Consider the following 11,815-nt stretch of genomic DNA (forward strand, 5'->3'; position numbering starts at 1 on the left):
AAAACCTGGAAAAAACCGAATATCGCCGCTGCCGGCGGGGCCTGTCAGAGTTAGGACACCCTAACAATTATATGCCCCGGCATCAGACAATCATGATACTGTGCGGAACCTGAGCAGGAAGGCAGAAGACTACCTCGAAGCGATCCTCAACGTATCTCTCGAGAAAGGCTACGCAAAGACAAGAGACATCGCCGCGGAGCTCTCGGTCCGGCCCCCGACGGTCGTCGAGATGGTCAGGAAGCTCGATGCGATGGGTCTGGTCACGCACCGCCGGTACGAGGGGGTGGTCCTGACGTCCGAAGGCCGGAGCATTGCCGGGGTCATCAAGTACCGGCACGAGACGCTCCGGGCCTTCCTCACGCTCATCCGGGTGCCGGAGGAGGTTGCTTCACGGGATGCCTGTATCATGGAGCACGAACTTTCCCCGGAGACGATCGAACAGATCCGCCATTTTGTCGAGTTCATCGGCACCGATCCGGGCAGTGCGGATCTTCTGCGCCGGTTTGAAGGGTTTTGCAGGTCAAAGCGGGAGCCGACGCACCGGGAGCATTGTGGCCGGGAAACCCTGTGGTATCAGGCGGGGGCGGTTGAAGGAGTACGACCCTCCGCGGCGCCTCCGGGCCGGCCGGCGGCGAGAGACCGTTCTCTCCAGTGAGGCCGGAGCAGTGCCGGAGCACACCCCCGGCCGGTCAGGGTGCGCATCCGTCAGCGCTATCGTAGTGCTGCAGGATCGAGAGGGCGGCGTCCCGGCCGAGCCGGTTATCGACGAAGGTGAGGAAGACCTCGATGTAGTCGGGAGGAACGCAGCCGAGACTCTCGCTCCCGTCCAGTATCAGTCCCACAAGGTAGCGGAGGTCGTCATCGTCGAGCCGTTCCAGGCGGGCGAAGAAGTCCCGGGCGTCCGTCGAGTAATGGTTCGCAAGCGGTGGGAGGATGGACCGGTACGGCCCTCCTGAACCCGAACACATTAGTTCCGTGCATTCGGGAGCGGCCTTCTTCAGGACTGTCGCGTCTCGTTCAGATAGGGTTCGCGCCATAAGACCGTCTCCGTGGGAGCCCGGGGCGGGGCCGTGCCACACTTCACAATTGTTAAGGGTACAAAGGGATAACACTTGTTCATCAGGCTCACATCGTTGACCAGAGAGGTTGTGATACCATCCTGTCCACCAGTCCCGATCAGACCTTCGCCGAACGGATAGTCGAGCTGAAAGAGGAGAAGAGCGCCGTCATTCTCGCCCACAACTACCAGATCCCCGAGGTGCAGGAGGTCGCCGACCTCGTCGGGGACTCGCTCGAACTCGCACGGGCGGCGGCGACGATCGATGCCGACGTCATCGTATTCTGCGGCGTCGACTTCATGGCCGAGACGGCGGCGATACTCTCGCCGGAGAAGACGGTCGTCCTGCCCGCGGCCGATGCCTGCTGCCCGATGGCGGAGATGGTCACCGCCGGCGAGGTCCGGGTGCTCCGCGAGCGGTTCCCGGAGGCCGCTGTCGTCGCCTACGTCAACACCTCAGCCGCGGTCAAAGCGGAGAGCGATATCTGCTGCACCTCCGCAAACGCCGTCGCCGTCGTCGAGTCGCTGGACGCGGAGCAGGTTATCTTCCTCCCCGACCGGAACCTCGGCCGCTACGTCGCCCGGTTCACGAAGAAGGAGATCCTTCCCTGGGAGGGCTACTGCATTGTCCACGACCGGATGACGGCCGACGAGGTGACAGTCGCCCGCCGCGCCCACCCGAACGCCGAGGTGCTCGTCCACCCCGAGTGCCGGCCCGAGGTGATCGACCTCGCCGATCACGTCTTCTCGACCTCGGGGATGGTGCGGCACGCCTGCTCAAGCCCTGGCCGGGAATTCGTCATCGGCACCGAGGTCGGGATCCTTCACCAGCTCGAAAAGAAGTGCCCGGAAAAGGTCTTCTACCCCCTCTCAAACCGGGCAGTCTGCGTCAACATGAAGAAGACCGATCTCGCGAAGGTGCTCGCGGCCCTCGAACAGTGCGAACCACGGGTGACGGTTCCGGAGGATACCGCCGCCCGGGCGCGGACGGCGATCCAGCGGATGCTGGACCTCCCCCGGTAGACCCGACTTCAGAATTCCCTGAGAACGTCCCTCTGGCCGAAGAACCGGTCCCAGTCCCAGGGCTCGTCGAAGATCCGGATCTCGACGTCCCGGACGCCGCTCACGCCGAGCACCCGCTGCCTGACCCGGTCGGTAAGGTAGTCGACGAGCGGGCAGGTGGCAGTGGTCAGGACCATCTCCACGAGCACCGAGGAGTCCTGGACGGTGATCCCCTTGATCAGGCCGAGGTCGACGACATCGATCCCGACCTCCGGGTCGATCACCTCTTTTAGCGCCGCCCGAATACTCTCCTCGAGCACGATCTCCTCTTGCCGCTTCCCGGCAACAAACCCCGACCGCTCCACCGCCCGGAGCCGCTCCTCGATCCGGTTCTGCCGGTCAAGCATGCGGCTGACCACCCGGAGCATCGGGTCGGGGAGGTCGCCGCGGTCGAGCCGCTCCTGGCCCTTCCGGCACTTCGGGCCGGCGAGCCTGCCCGGGACCCCGACGACCGTCGCACCGGGAGGGACGGGGTGGACGACGACCGACCCCGCACCGACCTTTGCCCCGCGGCCGACGGTGATGGGGCCGAGAACGCTCGCCCCCGATCCGATGATGACGCCGTCCTCGATCGTCGGGTGCCGTTTTGTCTGTTCAAGCGCCGTGCCGCCGAGCACCACGCCCATGTAGATCAGGACGTCGTCGCCGACCTCCGCCGTCTCCCCGATGACGACGCCCGACCCGTGGTCGATGAAGACCCGGCGCCCGATCTTCGCACCGGGATGGATCTCGATCCCGGTCAGCGCCCGCGAGATATGAGAGACCAGGCGGGCCGGGAAGTAGAGCCGGCGGCGGTAGAAGGCATGCGCTATCCGGTGCGCCCAGAGCGCGTGGAGGCCCGGGTAGCAGCAGATCACCTCGAGCGTCGACCGGGCCGCCGGGTCTTTGTCAAAGACTGTCTGGATGTCCTCTCTGATGCTCACCGCGTCCCGCCCCCGTTTCAGGCTTCAAAGAGGTCCGTCGAGAGGTATCGCTCGCCGGTGTCCGGGAGGATGACGACGATCACCTTTCCCTCGAACTCCGGCCGGCGGGCGACCTCGCGGGCCGCGTGGACCGCCGCACCCGACGAGATGCCGGCGAGGATCCCTTCTTCTGCGGCGAGCAGGCGTGCCATCGCAAATGCGTCCGCGGAGGTGACCCGGATGACCTCGTCGACGAGATCGGTCCGCAGGACTCGTGGCACGAACCCGGCCCCGATCCCCTGGATCCGGTGCGGGCCGGCCGTTCCGCCGGAGATGACCGGAGATTCGGCAGGCTCGACGGCGATTGCACGGAAGGAGGGCCTCCGTGCCTTGATGGCCTCGGCAACCCCGGTGATCGTCCCGCCCGTCCCGACGCCGGCAACGACAGCATCCACGGTCCCGTCGGTGTCCCGCCAGATCTCTTCAGCGGTTGTTCGGCGGTGGACGGCGGGGTTCTCCGGGTTCTCGAACTGCTGGGGAATGAAATAGACGTTCGGGTTCTCGGCAGCTATCGCGGCTGCACGGTCGACTGCTCCCTTCATCCCTTCGGCCCCGGGCGTGAGGACCACCTCGGCGCCCAGCGCCGCGAGGAGTTTGCGCCGCTCCATGCTCATCGTCTCGGGCATCGTCAGCACGAGCCGGCAGCCGCGGGCGGCGCAGACGAGCGCGAGCGCGATCCCGGTGTTGCCGCTCGTCGCCTCGACGATTGTCGTCCCTTCCCGGATCTTGCCGGCCCGCTCGGCCTCGTCGATCATCGCAACCCCGATCCGGTCTTTCACGCTCCCCATCGGGTTGAACGACTCCACCTTGGCGAGGACCGTCGCCCGGGAGCCTTCCGTCACGCGGTTCAGCCGGACGAGCGGAGTGTTTCCGATCGTCCAGGTGATATCACGATATATTCGTCCCATGGTATCAGCCTCCTTCGGTCATTCACATACTTGAATTGGCAGCATTCCCACATCTCCGGCATCCCTTACCGCCTCTTCGAGCGCACGGACCGTCTCGACCGCAGCGGCGGTGGAGGGGCGTGCCGGGACCGCTCCGCACCCGCCGGCGGGGGCGATCGAGGCGTCGAACGTCCCGATATCGCGGGCGAGCCGGACGACGTCTTCCTTGTCGAACGCGATCAGCGGCCGATAGACCGGGATCGCCGCCGCATCGGTGAGCACCGCCAGGTTATCCAGGGTCTGTGACGCGACCTGGCCCATCGACTCGCCGGTGACGAACCCCTTCGCCCCTACCTGCCGGGCGACTTCGGCGGCGATCCGGTACATACGCCGCTTGCAGAGGAGGCAGGTGTAGCGCTCCTCGCCCCGCTCTTCAAGCATCCGCCGCGCCCGGGCGAGGTACCCGTCACGGACGACCAGAAGTTCGATATCCGGCTGATATCGGCGGAGAGCCTCGACCGTGGCCTTCGCCCGGGCAAAGTTCGTCTCGTTGAGGTAGCCCTCGAGCCCGACATAGAGCGGGACGATCCGGCACCCACGCTTCATCATCAGGTAGGCCGCGACCGGGGAGTCGATCCCGCCGGAGACGAGCGCGACGAGCGTTCCCTCGACGCCGGGGGGGATGCCGCCGGCGGCAGGGATCTTCCGGTCGAAGAGGTAGCAGGTCCCGTCCCGGACCTCGATGAAGATCTCCCGTTCGGGATGATCGAGATCCACGCGGATGTGCGGGTACTCTGACCGGATCAGGTCCCCGAGCCGTTCGGCAAGATCCCGGGAGGTGAAGGGGTGCTTCCCGATGCGCCGGATCCGGAGGGCGAAGGTCGCGGCATCCCCGATGCCGTGGCCTTCACAGAACGTGAGGAGGCCCGCCGGCAGATCGTCGAGCGGCACGACGTCGCAGAGCGAGAACGAGACGATTCCGAAGATCTTCCGGAGCACCTCCGGGTCGACGTCCCCGGCAAGCCAGATCCTCCCGCGCTCCCGCCGGGCTTTTACACCCGGGAGCGCCCGTTCGATCCCGCGGACGAGGGCCCTCTCCCACTCCCGGCGGACGGGCTCCGATTTGAGGAAGACCTCGGAGTAACGCACCAGCCAGACGCGGTCCGGTTCGGTCACGGTCTCCGTCTCCCCTTCCGCCTGAGCCGTTCGACCTCCTCGCCCCCCGGCACCCGGATCAGGAACGTCCCGTAGCAGGGCTTGGTGTAGGGGAGGATGATGAAGGTATCCTCCTCCACCCCGACGGCGATCGGCGGGACCCCGATGAGGTGCGTATCAAAGATCGCATACCCCGGATCGACGTAGTAGACCTCGCGGCAGCGTTTCTCCACCAGGGCGCGGCATTCCGCGAACGAGGCTCCCCGGAGGAGAACCTCAGGGTTCAGCTCGTCGATGCACGCCATCCGAAGACCTCATCGATCCCTTTCTTTAGTTTCCCCGGGTTGTGGACCGCCTTCTCCATGACCTTCTCGCAGGGGAACTCGACCCCTGCTGCGAGTTCTTCGGCGTTCCGGCCGAAGACGATGACCACGAGGCGGGCTTCCGGAAGGAGGTAGCGCATCGTGGCGGCGTACGATATGCCGGCATCGTTATGGGCAAAGACCACACAGAGAGCGGCGTCCCGCTTCTTCTCCGAGACCTCTCCGATACAGCGGTCGAGGTCGACGGTCTTTCCGATGTAGTGCTTCTTTTGGTCGGAGACGCGGAGGAGCCCGATAACCGAAGGGTTTCCGGCCGTGACCACGTCGTAGCCGTCCTCGGCGAGCCGGCCTGCGAGGTAGAGGCCGATCGCCGCCTGAACCGGGACCTCCGGGCACCCGAAGACCAGGAGGGCTGATTCATCCTTATGTGCTTGCGTTGTCATGCGCATCGTCCTATCAGCGTGCTGATCGCATCGCTTGAGATGAGCCCGATCACCCGCCGGTCGGCGTCGACGACGGGAAGGGCGGATATCGAGCGTTCCTCCATCCTCCGGGCGGCCTCCGTGACCGGTTCGTCCGGCGCGGCGGTGACGACCGAGCGGGACATGATCTCGTCGAGGCTGCCGTAACAGCAGGCGACCGCTTTCGCGATGTCCCAGGAGGTGACGATCCCGGCGAGATCGCCCTTCCCGGCGAGCACCGGGAGGTGGTTGACGGCGTTCTCGATCATGAGCCTCGCGGCGTCGTGGATGGATGCCCGTTCGGCGATGGTCGGGACACCTGTCTCCATGACGTCCCGGACGAGCAGATGGTCGAGGAACGTGCCGATGAGGTAGTTCATCTGCCCGTCTTCGAGGAGGAAGGCATCGTGCCCGTAATTCGAACGGATCTCGCAGTATTGAACGTTGATACCGTTTGCGGCCAGGGCATCGACGATCTCCTCGGACTGGTAGGGCGGGTAGAGCCAGTCGGAAGAGACCGAGACGACCAGGAACGAGGCCTTCACCCCGGCAAACCCGGCGGCAAGCGAGTCGTCCACGGCGAGGTCGAAGTAGTCGAGCGCCCGGGTGATGTAGAGGTAGGCGTTGGCGTCGAACCGCCGGGTGAAGGTCTCGCCCTGGTGGTGGAGGTAACTCTCGACCTGGAACTCGGTGGAGAACCCGTAGCCGACGCTGCTTCGGTTCTGGAGGTTACGCCCGAACTTCTCGCGCATCGCCCCGTCGGAGAGGTAGGTGATGTGCCCGATCATCCGGGCGAGCCGCAGGCCCTGCACCGGCGGGCGATCTGCCGGATAGGCCCCGCCCGCCCACGCGGGATCGGCCATGATCGCCTGCCGCCCGACCTCGTTGAAGGCGATCTGCTGGGCGGTCGAGCGTGCGGTCGTGGCGACGGCGATCACCTTCCGGACCGCCTCCGGGTAGGTGACTGCCCACTGGAGCGCCTGCATGCCCCCCATCGAACCTCCCGCCACCGCGGCGAGGCACTCGATCCCGAGGTGTTCGATCAACCGTTTCTGCGCCCTGACCATGTCCTTCACGGTGATCACCGGGAAGGTGAGGACATAGGGCCGGCCGGTCGCGGGGTTGACGGAGGCGGGCCCGGTCGAACCCTTGCAGCCGCCGATGACGTTTGAGCAGACGATGAAGTAGCGGTCGGTGTCGAAGGCCTTTCCGGGCCCGACGACGCCGTCCCACCATCCCGGCCGGGTCTCGCCATCGTGGTAGCCTGCCGCGTGGGCGTCGCCGGAGAGGGCGTGACAGATCAGGATAGCGTTGCTCTTCTCCCGGTTCAGCCGGCCGTAGGTCTCGTAGGCGATCGTCACCGGCGCAAGAACCGCACCGCTCTCGAGGGTGAGGGGGTCGGGGAAGGTGACGTACTCCGTCCTGACGGTACCGACCGATCCGGGCATGTTACGCATCCTGAAGGGCCTGATCGAGGTCTTCGATGATATCTCTGACGTCCTCTATCCCGACGGAGAGGCGTATGAAGTCAGGAGTGACCCCGCAGGTCGCCTGCTCCGCGGGCGTCAGCTGCTGGTGGGTGGTGCTCGCCGGGTGGATGACCAGGCTCTTCGCGTCGCCGATGTTTGCCAGGTGCGAGAAGAGCCGGAGCCGCTCGATCACCTTTTTGCTCGCTTCGCACCCTCCTTTCACCCCGAACCCGACCAGGGCGCCGAACCCGCCGGAAAGGTAGTTCCGCGCGAGGGCGTGGGCCGGGTGATCGGGGAGGCCGGGGTAGTTCACCCAGGCGACCTTCGGGTGGTCCCGGAGGAACCGGGCGACCGCCAGGGCGTTCTCCGAGTGCCGCTCCATCCGGAGGTGGAGGGTCTCGAGCCCCAGCAGGAGGAGGAAGGCGTTCATCGGCGAGAGGCACGCGCCCATGTCCCGGAGGACTTCAAGCCGGACCTTGTAGGCGAGGGCGACGTTCCCGAGCCCCGGGTAGTCGCGGAACGTCTCCCAGTACCGGAGCCCGTGGTAGGAGGGGTCGGGCTCGGTGAAGCCGGGGAACTTTCCGTTGTCCCAGGCGAAGTTGCCGGAGTCGACGATCACCCCGCCGATCGAGGTGCCGTGGCCCCCGACGAACTTGGTGGCCGAGAGGACGACGATGTCGGCGCCGTGGTCGATGGGGCGGACGAGACCGACCGCCGCGGTGTTGTCGACGACGAACGGCACCTCGGCGTCGTGGGCGATCGCCGCGACGCCCTCAAAGTCGGGGACGTCAAGTTTCGGGTTCCCGATCGACTCGGCGTAGACCGCCCGGGTCTTCTCCGTCACCGCCGCCGAAAACGCCTCCGGGTCGGTCGAGTCGACGAAGATGACCTGCCGTCCCAGTTTCGGGAACGTGTAGTTGAAGAGCTCGTAGGTGCCGCCGTAGAGGTTGTCGGCGGCGACGATCTCGTCGCCCGGCCGCGTGACCGCAAGGAGGGCGCTCGAGATCGCCGCCATCCCCGACGCGACCCCCACCGCCGCGGTTCCTCCCTCGATCGCGGCCATCCTCTGCTCGAAGACGTCGGTGGTGGGGTTCATCAGCCGGGTGTAGATGTTCCCGGGCTCTTTGAGAGCAAAGAGGTTCGCCGCGTGTTCCGTGTCGCGGAAGACGTAGGAGGTCGTCTGGTAGATCGGTACGGCCCGGGCTCCCGTCGCCGGATCGGGCGACTGCCCGGCGTGGAGGGCGAGCGTGCCCGGCCGGTAATTGTGCGTGCTCATGTTGATTCTTTCCTGACGTTCAGATCGTATTTTGCGGCGATATCCTGGAAAGCCTCCGTCAGGTAGCGGATCTTCTTCCAGGAGAGGCCGAAGGTGTTCAGTTTCCAGGTCCGGGTGGCGCCGGCGAACTCCCCGGCGATCCCGCGCCCTGAGAGTTCGTCGGAGAGGAAGAATCCCCGCCGCTTGTGCGCCGCGGCGACCGTGTCGAAACTCCCGGTGGTGTCCACTTTCGTGAGGGTGTGCCTCCGCGGGTACTCGGAGAGGACCTTCGTCCCCTCGATGGCGAGGAGGCCGTCGATGAAGTGGTTGGACTTCTTCACCTCTTCGTCCCAGCGGAGGGTCCGCTCCCGGACGGCAGGGAACGAGGCGATCATGGCGATGAGGTTCGCCCCCATCAGGGTGCAGCCGAGCATCTCCACCTCCTTGACCCCGAACTTCCGCTGGGTGAGGTCGCCGGTCATCGCCGTCGTCCGGAAGACCTGCGGCGCCCACTCGGCGGTGGCGGCAAGGGCCCCGGAGGGAGCGGGGGAGGCCATGCTCTTGTGCCCGGAGCCGACGACGAAGTCGGCCCCGATCGCTTTACCGTCGACGGGCATGGTCCCGACCGTGTAGGCCCCGTTGAGGAGGAACGGGACGTCGTACTGGTGAGCGACCTTCGCGATACCGGCGACGTCGTGGAGGTTCCCGAACTGGTAGTCGACGTGGTCGATCATGGCGAGCGCCGGGTTTTTCCCGGTCTCGCGCCGGACGTCCTCGATCTTTGCGGCGACGGCGTCGGGGGTGACGAGGTTCTCCTTCGAGACCGGGACCTCCTTCACCACGCCTCCCGCCCCTTCGACGGCCAGAAACTCCGTGTAGTGGGCGAGAGCCGAGACGATGACCGGGTCGCCCTTCTCGACGAGGGTGGAGGCGACCGCCTGGAACCCCCGGCGGGCGCCGGGGACGACGCGGACCATGTCCATGTTCAGGAACCGGGCCAGGTCCTCGTGGAACGCCGCGATGGGGGGCTTCGTGATCTTGTCGAGGCGGAAGGGTTTCCGGCAGGCGTCGCAGGTGGAGTAGCCGTCACCGTAGGCGATGAGCGCCTTCCGGCCCTCGAGGGTCAGGCGGCCGGCGGCCTGGATCGGCTGGATGTTGATATACGCCTCTTCCCGGTTCCGGATATCGAGGGTGCCCGCGATCTTCGTGACCGCAGGGGCCCCGGTCCCCGCCTCCAGGTCGTCGAGGATGGCACGGACCCGGGCGACACCCTCGCGGAGCGCCTGCTCTTCGCCGGAGTCCGGGCCGGTCGGGAGTGCCTCCCGGAGCACCTCGCGGATATCCTCGAGCGCAAAGAGCGCTTCGAACGTCTTCTGAACCTGTTCTTTCATGGGGATACCTCAAGCCGAGGCCCGGAGTCGAACCGGGATGGAGTTGATCTGCAGTCAACCGCGTAGCCGTTCCGCCACCTCGGCAGGATTCGAAGTTAACAATTGTTAATCGGACCTACAGTAAATAACAATTGTGAATATTTATACCTTCGGATCGTGCCCGCCACCGACCCCCTTCGGGGAGAAGGAACGCCGCAAGAACAGCAGGTGGTTCCCACCTGGCCAGCGGGCTCTGCGGCAAGAACGGCAGCGGGTCCGCGGCAGGTCCGGGTACGCCGACACCATCCGGGGTTGACCGCCGGACCAGGGACGAAATGAGCCGTAATTTCCTCGCCCCCGGAGGGATGTAGGTAAATTCCCGGAAGAAGTCGAGTCACGAAACCGTTGGTGTAAAAGAGCCAGGTTTTTATCCAGTGTAGACATACACCACGCTTATGAGCGAGATGAACGGTCGCTATGAACGTGGGCGCTGGGTCCAGGATCCCGCCCCCATACCGGAGGCAAAACAGGAGCCCGATGTAAAAACAGATTCTATCCAGGGTAGCCATCCACCCACGCTTACGAACGAGATGAACGGTCGCTATGAACGCGGGCGCTGGGTCCAGGGTTCCGTACCGGCACCGGAGGCAAAACCGGAGCCGGCGGCAATACAGGAACCCGAAGTGAAATCAGGGCCGGCGGTAAAACCCGAACCGGAGGTGAAACCCGAACCCGGGGCAACATCAGGGCCGGAGGCACCCACCATCGAGGAGCATATGCACGAGGCATCGCGGTCGGTCCGCAAGGCAGTCAACGACGTGATGAACGCGGGGCACCGCCTGCTCGGGACGCCTGAAGGGCACGAGCAGATCGAGCAGGCGGCACGGAAGGCCGGGGAGGACCTGGAGCGAGCGATCAACGCCTGGGCGGAGTCTGCGCGGCGGGCCCTGCAGAGGCGGTGAGGAGGTAATCCCTGACGCGGGCGACGACCTCGGGGTTCCTCGGCAGCCGGGTGTGGCAGTAATGCTCCGGGTCCCGGGCGAGGAACGTGGGGTCTGCCGGAAGCACATCCATCCGGGCCCCGGGGAGGTATGAGTCGATGTGGGGGACGATCCCGTCGCCGGCATAGGTCGCCCGCCATTTCCCGTCGGGAGCGATCTCCCAGGTCCGGCCGCCGAAGGCCGGGAAGAAGGCCGGGGTCGCGGTGAGGTTCGCGCCGAGGAGGATCCGGTAGTCGATGTCGTCGCGGGTCCCGGCGGCCCGGAGCGCCGCGACGGTCCTGCTCCCCGGCCGGAACTCCTGGACGATGGTGTCGTCGGCGGGGTCGTAACCCTCCGGCACGAAGACCCCGGCAAGGCGCCGGATCACCTCCGGGCCCCGGTCGGGGTCGTTGAAGAGCTCGGCCATGGCCGAGCCGTTGTTCGGCGGGCCGATCCCGACGAGCATCCGGACCTCTTCTTCCCGTGCGCCGCCGTCGAGGACCTCGAGGAGGTAGCGGGCGATGCAGGTCCCCATCGAGTGGCAGACGATGTCGACCGGGCCAACGTAACCGGTCCCCTTCCGCTGTGCGTGGATGAAGTCCTGGAGAGCGAGGGCGATCGGTTCTGTCCCGTCATCCTGCATCGTGGTGTGGTCGAACCTCCAGAAGGGCACCGCGGCATCGGTGAGCACGGGGGCGAGGCGGTTCCAGATCCCGGGATGGCTCCGCCACCCGTGGACCAGAACGGCAGGACATCTCTCGTTCGTCAGAATGGCAGCACGCCCCCCCTCTGCCGGCAGCAGATCATAACCCATAATCGGGCGCTCATCACGAT

13 protein-coding genes and 1 tRNA gene are annotated in these 11,815 nt (G+C 66.0%); 3 read left to right on the plus strand and 11 right to left on the minus strand.

What is annotated here, in order from left to right; genetic code table 11:
* Positions 1-100: 100 nt before the first annotated feature.
* Positions 101-655 (plus strand): metal-dependent transcriptional regulator, encoded by a 555-nt coding sequence (locus BRA49_RS01000; protein ID WP_292382657.1) that lies wholly within the window; start codon positions 101-103, stop codon positions 653-655.
* A gap of 34 nt (positions 656-689) precedes the next feature.
* Here the strand turns inward: BRA49_RS01000 and BRA49_RS01005 are convergent, their stop codons facing one another.
* A complete protein-coding gene (locus BRA49_RS01005; protein WP_292382659.1) occupies positions 690-1,037 on the minus strand; it encodes a hypothetical protein in 348 nt (115 codons plus the stop codon).
* A gap of 122 nt (positions 1,038-1,159) precedes the next feature.
* Between BRA49_RS01005 and nadA the strand changes: the two genes are divergently transcribed.
* Positions 1,160-2,080: a quinolinate synthase NadA gene (gene nadA, locus BRA49_RS01010; RefSeq protein ID WP_292382773.1), complete on the plus strand. Its 921-nt coding sequence runs from the start codon at positions 1,160-1,162 to the stop codon at positions 2,078-2,080.
* 8 nt (positions 2,081-2,088) lie between these two features.
* Here nadA and cysE read toward each other — a convergent pair whose 3' ends face one another.
* The 9 genes from cysE to BRA49_RS01055 all read right to left on the minus strand — a co-directional run bounded on the left by cysE (position 2,089) and on the right by BRA49_RS01055 (position 10,106).
* On the minus strand, positions 2,089-3,042 hold the full coding sequence (cysE, locus tag BRA49_RS01015; protein WP_292382661.1) for a serine O-acetyltransferase: 954 nt from the start codon (positions 3,040-3,042) through the stop codon (positions 2,089-2,091).
* Between the two features lie 17 nt (positions 3,043-3,059).
* Positions 3,060-3,989 (minus strand): cysteine synthase A, encoded by a 930-nt coding sequence (cysK, locus tag BRA49_RS01020; RefSeq protein WP_292382663.1) that lies wholly within the window; start codon positions 3,987-3,989, stop codon positions 3,060-3,062.
* Positions 3,990-4,007: 18 nt separating this feature from the next.
* A complete protein-coding gene (gene thiI / locus BRA49_RS01025; RefSeq protein ID WP_292382664.1) occupies positions 4,008-5,144 on the minus strand; it encodes a tRNA uracil 4-sulfurtransferase ThiI in 1,137 nt (378 codons plus the stop codon).
* On the minus strand, positions 5,141-5,428 hold the full coding sequence (locus BRA49_RS01030) for a DUF1894 domain-containing protein (protein WP_292382666.1): 288 nt from the start codon (positions 5,426-5,428) through the stop codon (positions 5,141-5,143). Before BRA49_RS01030 ends, thiI begins: the two co-directional genes overlap by 4 nt.
* Positions 5,407-5,889 carry a DUF1890 domain-containing protein gene (locus BRA49_RS01035; RefSeq protein ID WP_292382668.1) on the minus strand — a complete coding sequence of 161 codons (483 nt, stop codon included), beginning with the start codon at positions 5,887-5,889 and terminating at the stop codon, positions 5,407-5,409. The genes BRA49_RS01030 and BRA49_RS01035 overlap by 22 nt, the downstream gene beginning before the upstream one ends.
* Complete coding sequence (gene metX, locus BRA49_RS01040; RefSeq protein ID WP_292382669.1) at positions 5,886-7,355, minus strand: homoserine O-acetyltransferase MetX; 1,470 nt, start codon at positions 7,353-7,355, stop codon at positions 5,886-5,888. Before metX ends, BRA49_RS01035 begins: the two co-directional genes overlap by 4 nt.
* A 1-nt stretch (position 7,356) precedes the next feature.
* A complete protein-coding gene (locus BRA49_RS01045; protein WP_292382670.1) occupies positions 7,357-8,652 on the minus strand; it encodes an O-acetylhomoserine aminocarboxypropyltransferase/cysteine synthase family protein in 1,296 nt (431 codons plus the stop codon).
* Positions 8,649-10,022, minus strand: a complete 1,374-nt coding sequence (pscS, locus tag BRA49_RS01050; RefSeq protein ID WP_292382671.1) for an O-phospho-L-seryl-tRNA:Cys-tRNA synthase — start codon at positions 10,020-10,022, stop codon at positions 8,649-8,651. Before pscS ends, BRA49_RS01045 begins: the two co-directional genes overlap by 4 nt.
* Positions 10,023-10,034: 12 nt before the next feature.
* A tRNA-Cys gene (locus BRA49_RS01055) sits at positions 10,035-10,106 on the minus strand.
* A gap of 359 nt (positions 10,107-10,465) precedes the next feature.
* Here BRA49_RS01055 and BRA49_RS01060 point away from each other — a divergent pair.
* Positions 10,466-10,963, plus strand: a complete 498-nt coding sequence (locus BRA49_RS01060; protein WP_292382673.1) for a hypothetical protein — start codon at positions 10,466-10,468, stop codon at positions 10,961-10,963.
* Here the strand turns inward: BRA49_RS01060 and BRA49_RS01065 are convergent.
* A complete protein-coding gene (locus BRA49_RS01065; RefSeq protein WP_292382675.1) occupies positions 10,917-11,795 on the minus strand; it encodes an esterase/lipase family protein in 879 nt (292 codons plus the stop codon). The two genes, BRA49_RS01060 and BRA49_RS01065, sit on opposite strands and share 47 nt — an antisense overlap.
* Positions 11,796-11,815 lie beyond the last annotated feature (20 nt).

The sequence above is a fragment of the Methanoculleus sp. UBA430 genome, assembly GCF_002506585.1.
Classification (GTDB): domain Archaea; phylum Halobacteriota; class Methanomicrobia; order Methanomicrobiales; family Methanoculleaceae; genus Methanoculleus.